Origin of the sequence: Ewingella sp. AOP8-B2-18, from assembly GCF_052376015.1 — a bacterium.
In the GTDB taxonomy this organism is placed as follows: domain Bacteria; phylum Pseudomonadota; class Gammaproteobacteria; order Enterobacterales; family Enterobacteriaceae; genus Ewingella; species Ewingella allii.
Genome location: NZ_JBQSVB010000002.1, coordinates 100,328 through 117,705 on the forward strand (window position 1 = coordinate 100,328; position 17,378 = coordinate 117,705).

Consider the following 17,378-nt stretch of genomic DNA (forward strand, 5'->3'; position numbering starts at 1 on the left):
GGCTGACTGCTCAGGGTTCATCGGCCAGCAAAGGATCGATTAGCTGGTCGATGAACCAACTTCCCGCCGGGCCGGGCTGATTGTTTTTACTCCACACCGCGTCCACTGAAATCAGCTTCGGCCAACCTCGCATCGGTAACGTCACCAGCTTGTTATGCCCAAACTGGCGCACCAGCCAGTGCGGCAGTACCGACCAGCCAAAGCCCTGCTCGGCCATTTCCAGCAGCATCAAATAGCTCGGTGCGGACCAGGTTTGCCCCTGCGCCCGCGTCTCAGTGCGGCGATAGGGCTGGAGGCTTAACTGGCGGAAAGTGTGCAACTGCTCAGGCTGAATGTTGGAAAGCTGGGCCAGCGGATGGTCGCGACTGACAAAAATGTTCATGTCAGTTTGCTCCGGTAGGCGCGCCACGCCGATGTCCGGCGGGTAGGTGTCCTGCACTTCCAGCATGCCAATGTGCGCCCGCCCAGCTTGTAGCAGATCAATCACATCCTGATCCTCAGCAATCAGGCATTCAAACTCAATATCGGGATAGCGCCGCTCAAAGCGTTTAAGCAGATTCTCATGGTGAGTCGGCTGGTAAGTGTCTGACAGAACGAAGGTCAGCCGAGTTTCCACCTGCGTGGAGAGGCGAATTGCCAGCTCATCAAGGCGCTCACTGGCGGCCAAAATCGCCTGAACGTGATTGAGCACCCTTTTGCCCTGTGGCGTTAACACCGGCTGGCGGCTGTTGCGGTCAAACAGCGTCAGGCCCAAATCCACTTCAAGATTGGCGATGGCGGTGCTGACCGTGGACTGGCTTTTGCGCAGTTTGCGTGCGGCGGCCGAGAAAGAGCCGGTATCCGCAGCTTCCACAAAGGCGACTAAGGCTTCTGGCGAGTAACGCATGGCAATCTCCAGGTTGGCGGTTAAGGGTTTGTCCATCTATTTTATCGATATTAACTATCTTTAACCTATCTTATTTAGCGATGATAATGCCGACCTGTGACCCAAGTCACTCACCCTATTGAGGAATAACGGCAGGTCTTTATGTCAAAGTTAAAAACAAATACTCAACTCGCGAGTAAAAAATCTTTAGGCGAGCGCATCCTGCATGCGGTCGGTTTTGAAGCCTTAGCGGTAATGATTTCCGCGCCGATTGCAGCATGGCTGTTGAACAAGTCGATGTTTGAAATGGGCACCCTGGCGATTTTGCTCTCTACCACGGCGATGCTGTGGAACATCGTTTACAACTCGATTTTCGATCGTCTCTGGCCAGTCAGCCGCGTGGCGCGAACCCTGAAAGTACGCGTCTGCCACGCACTGGGCTTCGAGGGCGGATTTATATTGATGGGGCTGCCGATTGCCGCAGGCTGGTTGGGCATTTCACTGCTTAACGCCTTTATGCTGGAAATTGGCTTCTTCCTGTTCTTCCTGCCATACACCATGTTCTACAACTGGCTGTATGACACCTTGCGCCAGCGCATTGTCGAGCACCGCGCTGCGCGTCTGGCCGATGAGTCGGCTCAGAAAGCCTGTTCAGCAAAACAGTAATTTTCTGCTCGCCGGGCGCGTCACTGTTTGTCAGCAGGGGCGCGCTCGGTTATGTTTTACCCTCACGCAAAATAGAGTCGGCAGGGTGACAGCAGATGAAAACCTTAGGATTAATTGGCGGCATGAGTTGGGAATCCACCGTGCCGTACTACCGCACTATCAATGAACACGTCAAACGGCAGCTGGGTGGATTGCATTCCGCCCGGCTCTTCCTGCACAGCGTCGACTTCTACGATATTGAAAAATTACAGGCCCAGGGGGATTGGCAGCAGGCTGGTCAAGTTCTCGGTGATGCCGCACAGGCGCTGGCGCGCGCCGGGGCAGAGGTGATTGTGGTCTGTACCAACACCATGCATAAAGTGGCGGATGACATTGAGCGCATCGGCGGGCTGCCGCTGCTGCACATTGCCGACGCGACGGCGGAAAAGATTAAAGCTCAGGGGTTGAAGCGCATTGGCCTGCTCGGCACCAAATTCACCATGGAGCAGGATTTCTATCGCGGCCGCCTGCAGGATAAACACCACATTGAGGTGCTGACCCCGAACGAGGCTGACCGCAATATTGTGCATCGCATCATCTATGAAGAGCTTTGTCTGGGGGAAATCAGCGACGCCTCTCGCGAAGAGTATCGCCGCATCATGGGCGAGCTAGAGCAGCAGGGGGCGGAGGGAATTATTCTCGGTTGTACGGAAATTACGCTGCTGGTCGGCCAGCAGGATGCCGGCGTGCCGGTGTTTGACACCACCGCCATCCATGCACTGGCGGCGGCGGAGTTCGCCCTTTCTGACCGTTAATCTTTTACTCGGCTTCTTTATTCTCTTGGCGGGCAGGCAGATATTTGCTGACCAGCATCACCGGTTTGCCTGCCAGCAGCAGCCAAGCTGGCAGCATCACAATGCACAGCAGCGGCAGCAGTTTCAAGCCCGGCACCACGGCGGCGGCCATAAACAGGCTTAGCCAGCCGTCGCGGGTGACCACCAGTACCATGCCCATCACGGCGCAAGACACGGTGACGGCAGCAGGCACGTCTGGCGCGTATTGATGCAGCATCAGCCCAAGGGAAACGCCGACAAACACCGCTGGGAAGATGCGCCCGCCCCTAAAGCCACAGGCGGCGGCCACCACCAGCGCGGCGAGCTTGGTCAGGGTTATCGCCAGCATCGAGCTAATTTCAAATAGCTGGTCAGATTCCGCCAGCTGTTTCATCTCATCCAGCCCTTTAAACAGGGTGATTTCCCCGCCAATCAGTGCCAGCAGTCCTAACACAAAGCCGCCAACCCCCAGCATAAGAATGGGATTTTTGATGCTGTGGAACAGGCGGTGGACGTGCGGGAACAGCCAGACGGCAACCATGCCAATCGCAATCGCAATCAGCACCACCACCGAGCCGCTGAACACATCCACCAGGCGCGAAGCGTCATAAGGGTCGATATTCAAAGAGAAATCAGGCTCGAAGAACTGATCGGTGGTCAGCGCCCCCGCGCCTGCGGCGACCAGCGGCGCAAAAAGCCGGTCCCATAGCGGAATATCTTTATCTCCGCCGAGCATTTGCGAAAAAATCAGCGCGGCGGCGATAGGCGTGCCGAACAGCGCGCCGATGGTGCCCGCGGCGGCTAAAATCACCCAGTCCATGGTCGGGACTTTTGGCAGCAAAAAGCGGCCCACGGCGGCGGCGAGGGCAATGTTAATCACGGTAATGGGGTATTCCGGCCCGAGGCTCACCCCTCCGGCCAGGCCCAGCATCAAGGCTAATGCCAAACCGGGAAGGGCATTGAGCGCGACGGGCGGGCCTATCAGCGATTCGGTGGCGGGGTCTGGCCCAGCGTGGCCCGGCATATACTTAATTAGCGCGCCGACGCCCAAACCGGTTAGCGTCAACATGAATAAGGTCCAACTGGCCGAGCTGGTATCAATATGCAGAGCAGAAGGAATGTGCTGCCAGAGCAGGGTTTGCAGCGCGCCTGCCAGCATCATGATAGCGACCAGAATCAGGCTGGATAAGATGCCAATGAGCAACGCGGGCAGAGTAAAAACCAACATCGTTTTCGCACGGGGATGCAGCATGCACATATCCTTTTATGATGAACTGCACTCGCTCGAGGCTTCAGCACAGGCTTTGTATCGTAATGATGGCTAAGAAATTGGGCATTAGCGACATTATTTTGGATGCCGCGCCGCATAAATACGCGTTGCCTCAAATGGGCGTTGCAGGCTATAGCAATTACCGCTATTTTGCCCACAATTATTCTGTAAACTTTTATAGTCCTGCAAGCGGGTTTTAACCAGCCTCAACGATTGATAATAACGGTCTTTATCGTTTTTACTCGGCCTCCAGACCAGACAGGATTAAGAATCTACTTTTTCGGAGAAGAAAATGACCAAATACTCCTTGGTGGGGGACGTCGGCGGTACTAACTGTCGTCTTGCACTGTGCGCGCTCGACAGCGGAGAGATCTCGGCTTCCAAAACCTTTTCTGGCTTGGATTACCCAAGTTTAGAAGACGTGGTGCGCGTTTACCTTGAGCAGCAAGAGCACGAAGTTAAAGACGCCTGTATCGCCATTGCCTGCCCGATCACCGGCGACTGGGTAGCGATGACCAACCATACGTGGGCATTTTCAATTGCTGAGATGAAAGCCAATCTGAAGTTGGATCATCTGGAAGTGATCAATGACTTCACCGCCGTCTCCATGGCTATCCCGATGTTGCAGGAGCAAGACCTGTTGCAGTTCGGCGGCAAAAAACCGTTAGACGGCAAGCCGGCAGTGATTTTCGGCGCGGGCACCGGCTTGGGCGTCGCCCACCTGATCCACGCTGACAAACGCTGGCTGAGCCTGCCGGGCGAGGGCGGGCATGTTGATTTCGCGCCAAACAGCGAAGAGGAGGACATCATCCTCGAGCAGCTGCGTGCTGAGATGGGCCACGTCTCCGCGGAGCGTATTCTGTCTGGTCCGGGACTGGTGAATTTGTACCGCGCGATTGTCAAAGCCGACGGCCGCGTGCCGGAGAATTTCGCCCCGAAAGATGTCACCGAGCTGGCGCTGAGTGATGAAAACCTCGACTGCCGCCGCGCACTCTCCCTATTTTGCGTAATTATGGGGCGCTTTGGCGGCAATCTGGCGCTGAACATGGGTACCTTCGGCGGCGTGTATATCGCCGGTGGCATCGTGCCGCGCTTCCTCGAGTTCTTTAAGGCCTCGGGTTTCCGTGCCGCCTTTGAAGATAAAGGCCGTTTTAAAGACTACCTGCACGACATTCCGGTCTACCTGATCACTCACGATCAGCCGGGGCTGCTGGGATCGGGGGCTTATCTGCGCCAGTCGATGGGCATGACGCTGTAATCTTGCCTCTCTTTTCTCCCCCGGCTGCGGGGGAGAATATTCTCGCTAAAACCGCATTAAACTTCTGAATTCCTTCACTTTACTGCGACTCACCGGCACTTCGAAATCCAAATCGCTTAAGCGCAAAATATAGGTGTTGTTAAACCACGGCACGATTTCGCGGATTTTCGACAAATTCACACAGTACGAGCGATGGCAGCGGAAGAAATGCTCTTCCGGCAGGCGATTGCACAGCTCGGTGATATTCATCGGCATGGTGAATTCTTCTTTGCGGGTATAGACCTGTGTCACTTTCTCCTGCGCCGCGGCGTAATAGATGTCATTGATATCAGTAACAATAATCCGCTCATCTTTAATCAAATTGATGCTGTGGCTGGCGCGGTTGCTGCTGGGTGCAGGCTGGGTTAGCGCCTGTTTGTCGCGTTTAAAATGCATCTCCAGCTTTTGCAGCATGGTGACAATGCGCGACTCGTGATAAGGCTTGAGAATGTAGTCGAAAGCCTCGATTTCATAAGCCTCGGCGGCATGCTCTTTATAGGCAGTGATAAAGATAATGTAGGGCTTGTGCGCGAACTTGCTAATGTTCTGCGCCAGCAATACGCCGTCGAGCGACGGAATGTTGATATCGAGGAAAATTGCATCCACTTCATGGGATTGCAGATACTTCAGCACGTCCAGTCCGTCGTCAAAGCTGGCTTCGATTTTGATTTCGCTATGCGCATTTATCAGATAACTCAGCTCCTCCTGTGCGAGGACTTCGTCTTCAACGATGATGGCTTTCATTGGCATTTTCCGAGGTGATCAAAAATGAAATTTCCGTGCCTGGCTCAAGGCGGCGGATAGTTAACCCATGGCCATACAGCAGTGAAACGCGATGGTGCACGTTGAGCAGGCCGATTTTATTGCCGGGCATTTCATTTCTCGCCACCCGGTCAATGGTTTCCTGATTTATGCCGTGTCCGGTGTCTTTAATCGACACTCTCACGTTACTGCCCTGACGCTTCACCGCAATCACCACCACCCCTTTACCGCTGCACGGCTGAATGCCGTGGACGATGGCGTTTTCAACCAGAGGTTGAATCAACAGGCTGGGGATCTGCACCGAGATATCGTCATCAATATCATAGATAACCGTCAGCTTGCTGCCAAAGCGCGCCTGCTCAATGGCGATGTAATCCTGCACCTGATGCAGCTCTTTACGCAGGTCAATCAGCTCGTCATTCAGCTCCAGATTGTAACGCAGATAGCGCGACAGATTGATGATTAGCTGGCGCGCAGTGTCAGGCCGGGCGCGGATAGACGATGAAATAGCATTCAGCGCGTTAAACAGAAAGTGTGGGTTGATTTTACTTTGCAGGGCGCGCATTTCGGCTTTATTGGCCATTTCGCGCAGTTGCTCTGCTCGCGACACTTCCATCTGGGTGGAGATAATTTGCGACAGGCCGACCGCCATCACTTTCAGCGAATAGGTGATGCGGTGGGCGTGGCAGTAATAGATTTTCAGCGAGCCGGTTACTACGCCGCTCTCCCATAAAGGGATAATGATCAGCGAGTGGATCTCCGGCGTGCGGTCCACTTCATCATTGTTTTTAATGGTGATTTGGCCCGACTCCAGCGTCGCTTTGGTGATATCACTGATTATCTCGTGGCCGATGTTGTACTGCTCGGCGCCCACGCCAACGTAGGCCAAGATGTTTTTGGTATCGGTAATGGCCACGGCGTCAGCGTTGATATCTTCGCGGATAATACTGCAAATCTTTTCCAGCGAACGGGCGTTAATATTCGGCCCTTCAATGTGGCGGAAATAGGGCAGGGTTTTATTGGCGATGTCCAAGGCGAGTCGCGCCTGGCGGGCGGCAATCACCTCTTTTTCGTCGGCCACGCTTTGCACCAGCAGGATAATCAGGCCAATTGAGCTGGCCCCGAGGATCAGCGGCGCGGCGATGCTCATGACGATATCCACCCCCAGCGAAAACGGCTTCGCCATCAGCAAAATCAGCACCATAGTCAGGGCTTCGCACAGCATTCCGGCGGCAATCCCCACTTTCCAATGGTTAGCTTTCTTCACTTTCAGGTTGATATAGCCCGAGGTAAACCCGGCCACGATGCTGGTTATCAGACAGGGCAGCGAGGTGACGCCGTGAATGTCGATGAGATAACGGTGCGAGCCGGAAATCAGGCCAGTAATAATCCCCACCCAAGGGCCAAACAGTATTCCGCCGGACATAATGGCGATGGTGCGCACATTGATTAGCGAGCCTTCGACGTTAATCCCCGATAGGGTGCCGAAAATGGCAAACAGCGAAAAAATCGCGGTAGCGGCGGCGAGTTCCAGCGCCGTGTGGTTATGGCTCTCTTTCTGTAGCAGCTTGCGAAACAGGCGGGTACGAGTGAGGAAGAATAGGCAGATTAACATCAGCGCTGCGCGGTCAAAGACCGCCAGCAACATTTCAAACACTTGCGGCACGGCAGGCTCCCTGTTTTCGGCTTAGGCCCATTATAACAGGGAATTGTCTTAGGGAATGAAATGCACTAAAGCCATAAAACGCATGAATAACCAATGATTCAATTGTAAGCTGACGCGGTACCTACCCAGAGGAAAATAATGATGAAAACTCTGACGCCTTTGCAGCTCACCACTCCACGGCTGGTGATGCAACCTATTGAAAATGAAGACTGGTGGTTGTTCCAGAAGCTGTACCAAACGCCAGAGGTGATGCACTTTATTGGTGATATCGACTCGCCCGCGCAAATTCGCAATCGCTTCGAACAGCGCCTTGGGCACTGGGATCGCTATGCTGATTTTTGGCTCTGTCTGGTGATCCGCGAACGCGAAACCGGCGCGGCGGTGGGCCTGACCGGCTTCTTCCCCGACTGGCGGCCTTATCAGCAGGGTGAGGTGGGTTTTATCATTTCTCCCGAGCATCAGGGGAAAGGGTATGCCGTTGAATCACTGAAAGCCGTGCTGGATTTTGCTTTTGATACCTGCGGTTTTCATCGCCTGCAGGCCAACGTGCTGGAGGGCAATTTCCCCTCGCGCAGGGTGCTGGAGAAGTGTGGATTCCAGCTCGAAGGCTGCCTGCGCGACAGCTACCGCATTGGCGAGGTGTGGCATAACGACTGGCTGCTGGGGATCCTTGCCGATGATCCGCGAGGTTAATCTCTCGTTGGTTAAAAATAGGTCGTCTGGGGTATCGACAGTTTTTTCTGCCTGAGATATGTTCTTGGAAGGCCGCATCGCGGCCAGCGTCGCTCGGACGGTCCGGGCGCTCACGTATCCTTGAGGAATTTATGGCTGACTCCAGTTCTCCACGTCGTTTTACGCGTATCGATCGTCTTCCCCCTTATGTTTTTAACATTACCGCTGAATTGAAAATGGCTGCGCGACGTCGCGGCGAAGACATTATTGATTTCAGTATGGGGAACCCTGATGGCGCAACCCCGCCGCACATTGTTGAGAAAATGGTGCAGGTGGCTCAGCGCGAAGACACCCACGGTTATTCCACGTCACGCGGTATTCCACGCCTGCGCCGTGCGATTTCCCGCTGGTATGCCGATCGCTATCAGGTTGAAATCGATCCAGAAAGCGAAGCCATTGTCACCATTGGTTCGAAAGAGGGGCTGGCGCACCTGATGCTGGCAACCTTGGATCACGGTGATACTGTGTTGGTGCCAAACCCAAGTTATCCGATTCATATCTACGGCGCGGTGATTGCCGGTGCGCAGGTGCGCTCGGTGCCATTAACCGACGGCGTGGATTTCTTTGCTGAACTGGAACGCGCAATTCGCGAAACCATTCCGCGTCCAAAAATGATGATCCTTGGCTTCCCGTCTAACCCAACGGCGCAGTGCGTTGAGCTGGATTTCTTCGAGCGCGTGGTCGCACTGGCTAAGCAGTACAATGTGCTGGTTATCCATGATTTGGCCTATGCCGATATTGTGTATGACGGCTGGAAAGCGCCTTCTATCATGCAGGTGCCGGGCGCGAAGGACATCGCGGTCGAGTTCTTCACGCTGTCGAAAAGCTATAATATGGCGGGCTGGCGAATCGGCTTTATGGTCGGTAATCCAGAGCTGGTCAGCGCGCTGGCGCGTATCAAAAGCTACCATGACTACGGCACCTTTACCCCGTTGCAGGTGGCAGCCATCGCCGCGCTGGAAGGGGATCAGCAGTGCGTCAAAGATATCGCAGAGCAGTATCGCCAGCGCCGCAACGTGCTGGTTCGCGGTCTGCACGAGGCGGGCTGGATGGTCGATAACCCGAAAGCCTCAATGTACGTTTGGGCCAAGATACCACCGGCTTACGAGCACTTAGGTTCGTTGGAATTCGCCAAGCGCCTGCTGGCCGACGCCAAGGTTTGCGTCTCGCCGGGCATTGGTTTCGGTGATTACGGTGATACCCACGTGCGTTTCGCCCTGATTGAAAACCAGGACCGTATCCGCCAGGCAGTGCGCGGCATTAAAGCCATGTTCCGCGCAGATGGCGTGCTCCCGGCTAAAGCTTAAGCCTCATCAAACCCAGCAATTAGCCCCAAAACAACAACAAAAAACCCGGCATTGGCCGGGTTTTTTTATGGCATACATTCATGCCTTGCTCATGCTTATCGAGCAAACAGGCTGATTATTTACGGCCTGTCAGTTTCGCCAGCAGGAAACCTACACCGGCGGCAATAAGCAGGGCCGGTACTGGGTTGTCTGAGGTTTGGCGCTTCACGGTATCCACGGCGTCGTTCACCGCATAGGATGCCTGAGAAAGATTTTTGCGGACTACGCCTTCTGCTTGCAGACCATGATCTTCCGTTGCGCGACCAAACTGTTCCTGACCTTTGCCAACCAGCTCTTCAGCTTTATCTTTCGCTTTATCAAACATAAGCAGTTCCTTTTGTCTGGAGGGCGAGCAACATGCCAGCCCAACGCACTTCAATGAATAAAAGTGTCATACCTCATTAACTGTAGACCATGAATTGAAGGCAGCAGGGGCCGATTTGCTGAGAGTTATCTTAAATCTTAGGGGAAAGCAGCAAAATTGAAGCGTTTCACTAGTCTTAATCAGGTGGTCTTAGATTTCACTCATTGAGTGATAAGAGGGGAAAAATGACACAGGACGCGCTAAAAAAAAGTCGTATAGAGATTGTGAAACAGTTTTATAGCAAGCTGGATCAGGCAGATGCGACACTGTTGGATCTGTTTACCGAGGACACTGAGGTGTTTTTCCCAAAATTTGGTACAGCAAAGGGAAAGTCATCGCTGGGCGAACTGGGCAAATGCTTCGCGTTGGAAATCGATAAAATTCAGCACATGCAGGATAAATTTCGCTTTATCACCGATGGCGATACGCTGGTGGTTGAGGGACAAATGCGCGGCGTGATGCAAAGCGGCGAACGCTGGCCCACGGCCGAGGCGGGAAGTCACCACTTCTGCGCGGTATTTGAATTTAATGAGCTGTTGATTCAGCGCCTGAGTATTTATCTCGATCCGGATTTCAATCTGGAAGATAAAAAACGGGTCAATAATTACCAGCAGTCTGAATAACATTTCGAACCAATACTGAGCAAAAAAATGAAAGGAAACCCGCCTCAATCGTTGGGTTTCCTTTCGCCAACTACTGCCAAAACCCGGCGTCATCACGCTACAGGGGATCCGATTTTCTGGGATAACGTGAATCAATTTCTCCAGATTAAGAGGCAATAGGGACAATCAGGTTCTTATACTTTTCGAGCACCGGTGCCTTGGCGTCCTGCGGATTTTGTAGCTGCCACAGGTTGCGGCTGATACCGTCATTCACCAGATAAATCACGCCGGTTTCAATCGCCGACATCAGGCAAAGCATCACAGGTTCATTGGTGGTGTAGCCTAATTCTCCTTCCAGTAATCGTTGATAATCGACAAATCGGAAGACACCGGCCTGCACCTCATAAGACAAAATGGTTTTGCTGGTATTTACCGATGACAGAACTTCCCCGGTATTGACGTCGACGGCGCGCAGGTTCACGGCTATCTGGTCTAACTGGTACTGCGTGCTGGCCCCGATACCGAAATATCTGGCACCAACCCCGCCGGATTTCACATTACTTTCGTAGCCAATGATTGATCCTTCAATCAAAATATTCGCCGCCACCAGTGAGGAGAGGGCGCGGGCATTATTCTCTGCCACGCTGCCGTTTTCCTGCGCGGCGCGGATAATTTTGCGTTCATTCAACAAGTTCTGTAGCCCCTGGCGTTCAAGGGGGATAAACCATTTTGAATCCTTAAGTGCCGACACCAGCATGGCGGTGGCACTTTGCGGCACGGCGGTGGAGAAGTTACTCGCCGGATAGGGTTTAAACTGTCCCGTTTCATCCTGAATGTTGTAAACCGAGACAAAAATCTTGCCGCGCGCCGGTGGCAAGTTAGTCAGGTCCTGATAGCTCTGGGCTCGCGGCAGCAAGGTGGGTTTTGCTGCTTGATCTGGTGGTGCAGTCAAACACCCTGTGAGGGCAAAAATCATCAGAAATAGAAACAAACTGCGCATAGTGGCCTTCCCGCTGCTGTGATTGGCGATGTTTAGGTGAATTTTTTGGTTTTAATTAGAGCCACTGATGCCCTGAACCTGAATGGTCGAAATCTTTCCTGTTTTACGATCGGTGACGTTCATCACCAGCTGACCGTCGGTGTTTTGCACATCGACAATAAAATCTTGAGTCACCATTCGCCCCGGCTTGCCCTGATTCACATTGCCCATCAGGGTTCCCAGCAGCTGCGACTGTAAGGCAGAGGTGAAGTTGTCCAGCGCCGACGGGTTATAAGCATCGAAGTTATAGCCGTTGGGATCTTTGTATGAGTTCTGCGCATTGGCCGAATTCAGCAAAAAAGCACCATTGTTCGGGTTGCCGCCAAAGTTGGGATTCACAAACTGATGCACCATATTTCCCGCCCATGAGAGAGGGGAGAAAAGGAACAGCGATAAAAGCGCGACAGATATTTTCACGGTAAGCTCCTAGAATTCATCGCCGGTGAGATCACCGGTGCCCAATAAGGCTTTGTCGATTTGGCGGCGTGACAGGGCTTCATGCACACTGGCCACGGCGGTATCGACCTCTTTGCTAAAATTGTGGCGGTTGGGAAACAGCAATATTTGATACAGCGTGTCTTGCCCAACCTTGATGCTTATCCAGCTTCCCCAGCGGGCGCTTGGCCGTTCGCTGATGGTGATTGTCTCGGCATAATTAATATCCCAGCGATCAGCAAAACCGCGGTAGAAGTCGTGACCCACGGAGGTCACCGTGTGGTCAGTTACCAAGCCAGGGTCTTTAATTTCTGCCGCATTGGCAGTCTGGCCTAACACTAATGTCAGGCCGAAAAGCAGACAGATGACGGATTTCATCATGTCAGCGCTTTAAATTGTCGTTAGCCCAAGAGACGGCCTGAGTCCGGTTTTTGACGGAAAGCTTGCGGAACAAATTGTATAAATGCGTTTTGACCGTGTTCTCACTAATAAAGAGCAGCCGGGCAATTTCAGTATTCGAAGCGCCCACGCGCAGCTTATTCAAGATCTCTTGTTCCCTATGGGTCAGGCCGGTTTCACTATGATCGAGATAGCGATATTGCCCTGATTGACTAATGAGGTAGCTGGCAAAACCTTGCGTGAAATAACATTCTCCATTGAGTACGTTATTAATACCTTCAACCAGTTTATTTTCCTCGGTAGAGTTATAGAATACGGCGCTAATGCGCGGCCAGGCTTCTATTTCTCTAAACTGATAATCACTCGGAGTATTAAATAATAAAAGCTTCACATTATCGTCATAGCGACGAATGACGGATTGCCATAAGACAACCTGTCGCTGGTCTGCTTCCATCATGTCAAACAATATGAGTGCCTGGTTTAATGAATCATCTTCTAGTGTCTTATTAATGTTATGCAGTTTAGTGTTTACACTTAACTGATGTTTTAACTGCTGCAATAAAGCACTGGCCTGAAGTGACGGCTTAGTAATTAACAATAAAAGATTGTTATTTAATATTGCTTCATTAGTCATAATGAAACCCCACCTAATTTTTTTGACAGCCTACAGATGCCTTATAAATGAAGGCATTAAATAGGTTGCTTTGCTGCTGGATGTAGCATGTGCAAGCCCGTGGCGTATTAACCAAAAAAGTAAATAAATCGGAAAAGTTGAATAACCACTACACACGCAAGTTTGTCATTATTAGAAATAGGATTTTTCCTACATCATCAATCTATCCATTGGACACTCTAAATCAAGGCTTATTTGTGTTTCAAAATGTAACTGAAAATGTGCAAATTTTACTTCGCACTGTTGTGATTAGAAGCAGCCAATCTGTTAAACGCCCTTAACCTATCCTCCTGCACGTTTACCTCAAACTGGCAACTAACTACTGCTAATTCATTCGCCTAGCGGGCAGTTTGATGTACTACTTAAGCTAATGAGGTGAGTTTTTCTTCTGCTTTATCTCAAATATTGGTCTTGGTTTAGTATTTCCATAACTGGTTTGACCTCGCGATCTGACGCTACTTCGCAGTCTTCACCCTCTAAAAAAAGGTGACAGGATACGCAATATCACCTGTAACCCTCATAGACAGAGAGAAATTTTTCGTCTTCGCAGGCTAAGTATTTGATCCAGGCAATGACAGATTTAATAAATTGTATGACAAATTAGGTTGAGCGGATTCTAGGTTGGTTACGCACCTTGATTAAATATTTTCGAAACTCCAGACTGATGGAATTACGGGTTTTTTTACTCTTTTCCTCATGCTTTCTGATGAGTCTTAAATTAAAAATACGACTTACAGGTGAGTTTTTTATTTTTACGACTATCCATACTCAATTCGTCCAGTAAACAATTCTGGCTTTCTCGATGTATTTGTCGATTGTCATTTTCATAATGCAGAAGAAAGTCAATCAGGGCTGAAATATGAAAAAAATGATTTTTACCGTTGCGCTGCTTTCATTACCTCTTATTATCATGGCGCAACCGAACGATCTCGCCCACAGTGAATTGGGCTTTAGCGCCAACACCAGTGATATTTACTATTACAGTAATTCGTTTGATAACGCCGTAGTGGGGGGCTATTCATCCTCGGGCAATGCCGCTTTTATTTTGCAAAAAGGCAATGGCAATACGGCTATTACCCAACAAAATGGGAACAGCAATAGGGCGAATATTACGCAATTTAACAATGATAATAATGCGATTGTTAATCAGCGAGGGAATGGCAACGCGGCCGATATTATGCAAAGCGGCAGTGATAATACCGCCGTGATTGCCCAGCTTGGAAATAGCAGTTCTGCATCTATTGAACAAAAAGATTTTGGCAATACCGCCGTTATTCTCCAGCGAGGTAGCCGGAGCGTGACGCAAATTAGCCAAAGTGGTACGGACCGGTCAGCCGGTGTCGTACAAAATTCGTCAGGAATGGCGATCAGAGTCACACAGCGTTAATCACTTTGTCTCAAATGAAGATCATCCAACTTTAACCAATGGGGTAGCATCATGAATCTTTTGAAAATTGTGGCAGTATCTGCGTTAGTGATCAGTGGCAGTGCATTGGCAACAACGCCTCCAACCTCTTCTCTGCCAGTATTCCAGACCACCAACTGGAACGCTGAAATTCAAATTTATCAGGCTGGTACGGCTAACCGTGCTCAGGCTAACCAAAGCGGCGTCTCTAAATCGCTGACGTCGATTGACCAGCGCGGCTCACAAAACAAAGTTGGCAGCAACCAAACGGGCAACAACAGTCTGGTAAAAGTCTCCCAGGCCGGTGACTGGAACAACGCCAACGTGTTGCAGGCCGCCAGCAGCAGCATTACCCAAATCAGCCAAAACGGTACGGGTAACTACGCGCAGTCGAATCAATACGCCAACGGCAGTCTGGCGAATATCCAACAGTACGGTACCGGCAATCAGGCTTACGCTAGCCAGCACTGATTCCCCTGACGTTATTGTCATGCAGTTTGTTCGTCGCAAAACAGGGCCTATGCCCTGTTTTGCTTTATATAAGGAGGAACGATGCAGCTATTGTTGATTGCCGCCGTCATGTCGAACCAACTGTGGTTCGACACCCAAACTGAGGCCGATGTCTATATTGTCCGGCCCATGGCGACCCTGAGCCAAAACTGCACCTGTCAGGTTTCCATTGCCGTCTCACATCGCGCCGAGCAGGGGCAGAGCACCAGCCGCCAGCAGGGAAGTATCAACCTCGCCGCCAACAAAACCCTCTCTCTCGGGCAGATGCGCATCGCGATGCAAAAAGGGGATTGGACCCAGGTGACGGTCACGTTAACCAATGGTCAAGGCTTAAGGCTGGAGAGGCAAATCATTGTGCCAAATAATAGTTAATCCCCGACTAATAATAGGCGCACCCAGAGCAGAAATTCTTTTCATTCACACACTCATCGAATAATTTCACTGCCAAATATTATTTAACCTTATATATCTCTAAGGATAAATGACGATTTACCATGAGGAGCTCGTGACGAAAACAGTTGTTTTTTTCTGATTAGATTTTTGCTTTTTGCCGACGAGATGGCCCGTTCTGTAAGGGTTTGTAGCACAAATGGCTGGTTTATAAGAATAATCCTAATTCATAAGTTGTTAATTTTACTTAGGTAGGTTATTTCGCTTCGTAAAGAAAAGGAAATTTATTGTAAACCAAATTTACATTGGCATAATGCGATGGATTAAGGACGCTTGACCTTTGGATTAATAATAAGGATATTTCCGTGCGCCGCCCCGCTATTAATACTGCCTGCCAGTCACTGGTTATTTCTCTTAGCCTGTTTATTAGCAACAGCCATGCTGCACCTATTACCGGGCCTTCTCCTTTTCGCGATCAGCCTTTAACGGACGGGACTAGCCAACAGGCGATGGCGCCTCCGGGCAATTTACGCGCGGCGGGGGACCAGCAGTTTATTCACCAACAGGAACAGCAGCGTGCATTGCAGCAGCGCCTGGCACCTGATGCGCCGGACGTGCGCCTTTCTCCCCCTGCCAGCAGTTTTGGCCGCATCAATTTTCCGCAGGAAACCCCGTGTTTTACCCTCTCCCAAGTCCGGCTGAGTGGTACCGAGGCCTTGCCGCATTGGCTGCCGCTACAGCACATCAGCAATCAAGCCGTAGGCAAATGCTTAGGGGGGAAAGGCATCAACCTGTTGATGAGCACTTTGCAGAACAGGTTAGTGGATCATGGGTATATCACTACCCGAGTGCTGGCTCCGTCGCAGGATCTGAAAAGCGGCGTGCTGCAGCTGGTGGTGGTGCCCGGCAAGACCCGTCAGGTGAAATTAACGCCAGACAGCGACCATTACGTCACGCTCTACAGCGCATTTCCTGCCCATGAAGATCAGCTATTAGATTTACGCGATATCGAGCAGGGCTTAGAGAATCTGCAGCGCCTGCCGACGGTGCAGGCCGACATGGAAATCGTGCCCGGCGAGCAGCCAGGGGAAAGTGATATTGCGCTGCGCTGGAAGCAGGAAAAAATGTGGCGCGTCGCGGCGGGCCTTGATGACTCAGGCACGCGCAGCACCGGCCGCTATCAGGGCACCGCGACCTTATCGCTGGATAACCCATTCTCACTCAGCGACCTGTTTTACATTTCCGGTACCAGCAGCCTGCCTCACAAAAGTGGCAAGAGCACGGGTAACGTCACCGGGCACTATTCAGTGCCTTTCGGCTACTGGATGTTTGGCCTGACGGCCAACAGTTACGAATACAACCAGACCACCGCCGGGCTTAATGGCGATTACCGGTATCGCGGTAAAAGTAAAAATCTCGATTTTCAGGTTAGCCGCATGTTGCATCGCAACGGTAGCCAGAAGACCACGCTGACCTATGACGTGCTGGCGCGCGAGTCCAGAAACTACGTCAATGATACTGAAATCGAAGTGCAGCGCAGGCAAACGGCGGCGTGGCGCTTGGGCTTACAGCATCGTCACTATATTTCGCAAGCCACCCTCGACACGGGCATTAGCTATCAGCGCGGTACCCGATGGTTTGGCGCTACGCCTGCGCCAGAAGAGTATGGCGGCTACGCCACGGCGCTAAGCAAAATCGTCCAGCTTTCCGCCCAGCTTGATGTGCCTTTTGCCATCGCCAATCAGAAATTTCGCTACAACGTGCAGTATCAGCGCCAGTACACCGACACTCACCTGACGCCTCAGGATCAATTTGCTATCGGTAACCGCTGGACGGTACGCGGCTTCGACGGTGAACTCACCCTGAATGCCGATCGCGGCTGGTTTGTGCGTAACGACCTGGCATGGGTGACGCCGCTGCCTTCCCAAGAGCTTTATCTTGGGGTGGACTATGGCGAAGTGGGCGGCAACGGCACGCAATATTTGGTGGGCAATCACTTAGCGGGCGGCGCAGTTGGGGTGCGTGGCAGAGCTTTCAGGGTCGGTTATGATCTGTTCGCCTCGGTGCCTTTCTCCAAACCTGACGGTTTCTCAACGGATCCCGTCTCGCTGGGCTTCAACCTCAACTGGTCGTATTAGGGTAAGG

General features: G+C 51.7%; 20 protein-coding genes. 11 read left to right on the forward strand and 9 right to left on the reverse strand.

Features of this window, described 5'->3' with window-relative positions; all coding sequences use genetic code 11:
- Positions 1-10: 10 nt before the first annotated feature.
- Positions 11-886 carry a LysR family transcriptional regulator gene (locus ACT3RR_RS04790; protein ID WP_496200057.1) on the reverse strand — a complete coding sequence of 292 codons (876 nt, stop codon included), beginning with the start codon at positions 884-886 and terminating at the stop codon, positions 11-13.
- A 141-nt stretch (positions 887-1,027) separates the two neighbouring features.
- Between ACT3RR_RS04790 and ACT3RR_RS04795 the strand changes: the two genes are divergently transcribed.
- Both ACT3RR_RS04795 and ACT3RR_RS04800 read left to right on the forward strand, forming a co-directional pair.
- Positions 1,028-1,531, forward strand: coding sequence for a multidrug/biocide efflux PACE transporter (locus ACT3RR_RS04795; RefSeq protein WP_496199853.1), 504 nt, complete (start codon positions 1,028-1,030; stop codon positions 1,529-1,531).
- Positions 1,532-1,626: 95 nt separating this feature from the next.
- The gene (locus ACT3RR_RS04800) at positions 1,627-2,325 is read left to right on the forward strand and encodes an aspartate/glutamate racemase family protein (protein ID WP_496199854.1); all 699 of its coding nucleotides are present in this window, start codon (positions 1,627-1,629) and stop codon (positions 2,323-2,325) included.
- 4 nt (positions 2,326-2,329) lie between these two features.
- Here ACT3RR_RS04800 and ACT3RR_RS04805 read toward each other — a convergent pair whose 3' ends face one another.
- Positions 2,330-3,595 (reverse strand): ion channel protein, encoded by a 1,266-nt coding sequence (locus ACT3RR_RS04805; protein WP_496199855.1) that lies wholly within the window; start codon positions 3,593-3,595, stop codon positions 2,330-2,332.
- Positions 3,596-3,657: 62 nt separating this feature from the next.
- On the opposite strand from ACT3RR_RS04805, the gene ACT3RR_RS04810 reads away from it, so the two are divergent.
- Positions 3,658-3,813: a hypothetical protein gene (locus ACT3RR_RS04810; protein WP_353502852.1), complete on the forward strand. Its 156-nt coding sequence runs from the start codon at positions 3,658-3,660 to the stop codon at positions 3,811-3,813.
- 92 nt (positions 3,814-3,905) lie between these two features.
- On the forward strand, positions 3,906-4,871 hold the full coding sequence (gene glk, locus ACT3RR_RS04815; RefSeq protein WP_353502851.1) for a glucokinase: 966 nt from the start codon (positions 3,906-3,908) through the stop codon (positions 4,869-4,871).
- Between the two features lie 45 nt (positions 4,872-4,916).
- Here glk and ACT3RR_RS04820 read toward each other — a convergent pair whose 3' ends face one another.
- Together ACT3RR_RS04820 and ACT3RR_RS04825 are read right to left on the reverse strand one after the other, a co-directional pair.
- The gene (locus ACT3RR_RS04820; protein WP_496199856.1) at positions 4,917-5,654 is read right to left on the reverse strand and encodes a LytR/AlgR family response regulator transcription factor; all 738 of its coding nucleotides are present in this window, start codon (positions 5,652-5,654) and stop codon (positions 4,917-4,919) included.
- The gene (locus ACT3RR_RS04825) at positions 5,635-7,338 is read right to left on the reverse strand and encodes a LytS/YhcK type 5TM receptor domain-containing protein (protein WP_353502849.1); all 1,704 of its coding nucleotides are present in this window, start codon (positions 7,336-7,338) and stop codon (positions 5,635-5,637) included. The genes ACT3RR_RS04820 and ACT3RR_RS04825 overlap by 20 nt, the downstream gene beginning before the upstream one ends.
- A gap of 138 nt (positions 7,339-7,476) precedes the next feature.
- Here ACT3RR_RS04825 and ACT3RR_RS04830 point away from each other — a divergent pair, with 138 nt between their 5' ends.
- Together ACT3RR_RS04830 and alaC are read left to right on the forward strand one after the other, a co-directional pair.
- Positions 7,477-8,031 (forward strand): GNAT family N-acetyltransferase, encoded by a 555-nt coding sequence (locus ACT3RR_RS04830; RefSeq protein ID WP_496199857.1) that lies wholly within the window; start codon positions 7,477-7,479, stop codon positions 8,029-8,031.
- Positions 8,032-8,162: 131 nt separating this feature from the next.
- Entirely contained in the window at positions 8,163-9,377 is a 1,215-nt protein-coding gene (alaC, locus tag ACT3RR_RS04835; protein WP_353502847.1) for an alanine transaminase, read from the forward strand.
- A gap of 115 nt (positions 9,378-9,492) precedes the next feature.
- Here the strand turns inward: alaC and ACT3RR_RS04840 are convergent, their stop codons facing one another.
- Complete coding sequence (locus tag ACT3RR_RS04840; protein ID WP_353502844.1) at positions 9,493-9,741, reverse strand: CsbD family protein; 249 nt, start codon at positions 9,739-9,741, stop codon at positions 9,493-9,495.
- 224 nt (positions 9,742-9,965) lie between these two features.
- Between ACT3RR_RS04840 and ACT3RR_RS04845 the strand changes: the two genes are divergently transcribed.
- On the forward strand, positions 9,966-10,403 hold the full coding sequence (locus tag ACT3RR_RS04845; protein ID WP_486034043.1) for a nuclear transport factor 2 family protein: 438 nt from the start codon (positions 9,966-9,968) through the stop codon (positions 10,401-10,403).
- 145 nt (positions 10,404-10,548) lie between these two features.
- Here the strand turns inward: ACT3RR_RS04845 and csgG are convergent, their stop codons facing one another.
- Genes csgG through csgD form a run of 4 tightly spaced genes read right to left on the reverse strand, consistent with a single transcriptional unit; the run spans position 10,549 to position 12,889 of the window.
- Entirely contained in the window at positions 10,549-11,382 is an 834-nt protein-coding gene (gene csgG, locus ACT3RR_RS04850) for a curli production assembly/transport protein CsgG (RefSeq protein WP_353502842.1), read from the reverse strand.
- A gap of 51 nt (positions 11,383-11,433) precedes the next feature.
- Positions 11,434-11,838, reverse strand: a complete 405-nt coding sequence (gene csgF, locus ACT3RR_RS04855) for a curli production assembly/transport protein CsgF (protein WP_396130946.1) — start codon at positions 11,836-11,838, stop codon at positions 11,434-11,436.
- A 9-nt stretch (positions 11,839-11,847) separates the two neighbouring features.
- Positions 11,848-12,234: a curli production assembly/transport protein CsgE gene (gene csgE / locus ACT3RR_RS04860; protein ID WP_496200058.1), complete on the reverse strand. Its 387-nt coding sequence runs from the start codon at positions 12,232-12,234 to the stop codon at positions 11,848-11,850.
- A 4-nt stretch (positions 12,235-12,238) separates the two neighbouring features.
- A complete protein-coding gene (gene csgD, locus ACT3RR_RS04865) occupies positions 12,239-12,889 on the reverse strand; it encodes a biofilm master transcriptional regulator CsgD (protein WP_353502840.1) in 651 nt (216 codons plus the stop codon).
- Positions 12,890-13,787: 898 nt separating this feature from the next.
- Here csgD and ACT3RR_RS04870 point away from each other — a divergent pair.
- From ACT3RR_RS04870 to ACT3RR_RS04885, 4 genes are all read left to right on the forward strand, one after another.
- The gene (locus ACT3RR_RS04870; protein ID WP_496199858.1) at positions 13,788-14,315 is read left to right on the forward strand and encodes a curlin; all 528 of its coding nucleotides are present in this window, start codon (positions 13,788-13,790) and stop codon (positions 14,313-14,315) included.
- A 51-nt stretch (positions 14,316-14,366) separates the two neighbouring features.
- Positions 14,367-14,804: a curlin gene (locus ACT3RR_RS04875; RefSeq protein WP_353502838.1), complete on the forward strand. Its 438-nt coding sequence runs from the start codon at positions 14,367-14,369 to the stop codon at positions 14,802-14,804.
- 81 nt (positions 14,805-14,885) lie between these two features.
- Positions 14,886-15,215 (forward strand): curli assembly chaperone CsgC, encoded by a 330-nt coding sequence (gene csgC, locus ACT3RR_RS04880; protein ID WP_496199859.1) that lies wholly within the window; start codon positions 14,886-14,888, stop codon positions 15,213-15,215.
- Between the two features lie 527 nt (positions 15,216-15,742).
- Positions 15,743-17,371 (forward strand): ShlB/FhaC/HecB family hemolysin secretion/activation protein, encoded by a 1,629-nt coding sequence (locus tag ACT3RR_RS04885; RefSeq protein WP_496200059.1) that lies wholly within the window; start codon positions 15,743-15,745, stop codon positions 17,369-17,371.
- Positions 17,372-17,378: the final 7 nt, after the last annotated feature.

Bases quoted from the DNA above. Each gene is read 5' to 3' on its own strand.
- csgE (WP_496200058.1), bottom strand. From the start codon at position 12,234: ATGAAATCCGTCATCTGTCTGCTTTTCGGCCTGACATTAGTGTTAGGC.
- ACT3RR_RS04830 (WP_496199857.1), top strand. From the start codon at position 7,477: ATGATGAAAACTCTGACGCCTTTGCAGCTCACCACTCCACGGCTGGTG.
- ACT3RR_RS04840 (WP_353502844.1), bottom strand. From the start codon at position 9,741: ATGTTTGATAAAGCGAAAGATAAAGCTGAAGAGCTGGTTGGCAAAGGT.
- ACT3RR_RS04805 (WP_496199855.1), bottom strand. From the start codon at position 3,595: ATGCTGCATCCCCGTGCGAAAACGATGTTGGTTTTTACTCTGCCCGCG.
- ACT3RR_RS04875 (WP_353502838.1), top strand. From the start codon at position 14,367: ATGAATCTTTTGAAAATTGTGGCAGTATCTGCGTTAGTGATCAGTGGC.
- ACT3RR_RS04870 (WP_496199858.1), top strand. From the start codon at position 13,788: ATGAAAAAAATGATTTTTACCGTTGCGCTGCTTTCATTACCTCTTATT.
- alaC (WP_353502847.1), top strand. From the start codon at position 8,163: ATGGCTGACTCCAGTTCTCCACGTCGTTTTACGCGTATCGATCGTCTT.
- csgG (WP_353502842.1), bottom strand. From the start codon at position 11,382: ATGCGCAGTTTGTTTCTATTTCTGATGATTTTTGCCCTCACAGGGTGT.
- ACT3RR_RS04810 (WP_353502852.1), top strand. From the start codon at position 3,658: ATGATGGCTAAGAAATTGGGCATTAGCGACATTATTTTGGATGCCGCG.
- csgD (WP_353502840.1), bottom strand. From the start codon at position 12,889: ATGACTAATGAAGCAATATTAAATAACAATCTTTTATTGTTAATTACT.
- ACT3RR_RS04795 (WP_496199853.1), top strand. From the start codon at position 1,028: ATGTCAAAGTTAAAAACAAATACTCAACTCGCGAGTAAAAAATCTTTA.
- ACT3RR_RS04820 (WP_496199856.1), bottom strand. From the start codon at position 5,654: ATGAAAGCCATCATCGTTGAAGACGAAGTCCTCGCACAGGAGGAGCTG.
- ACT3RR_RS04845 (WP_486034043.1), top strand. From the start codon at position 9,966: ATGACACAGGACGCGCTAAAAAAAAGTCGTATAGAGATTGTGAAACAG.
- ACT3RR_RS04800 (WP_496199854.1), top strand. From the start codon at position 1,627: ATGAAAACCTTAGGATTAATTGGCGGCATGAGTTGGGAATCCACCGTG.
- glk (WP_353502851.1), top strand. From the start codon at position 3,906: ATGACCAAATACTCCTTGGTGGGGGACGTCGGCGGTACTAACTGTCGT.
- csgC (WP_496199859.1), top strand. From the start codon at position 14,886: ATGCAGCTATTGTTGATTGCCGCCGTCATGTCGAACCAACTGTGGTTC.
- ACT3RR_RS04790 (WP_496200057.1), bottom strand. From the start codon at position 886: ATGCGTTACTCGCCAGAAGCCTTAGTCGCCTTTGTGGAAGCTGCGGAT.
- ACT3RR_RS04885 (WP_496200059.1), top strand. From the start codon at position 15,743: ATGGCGCCTCCGGGCAATTTACGCGCGGCGGGGGACCAGCAGTTTATT.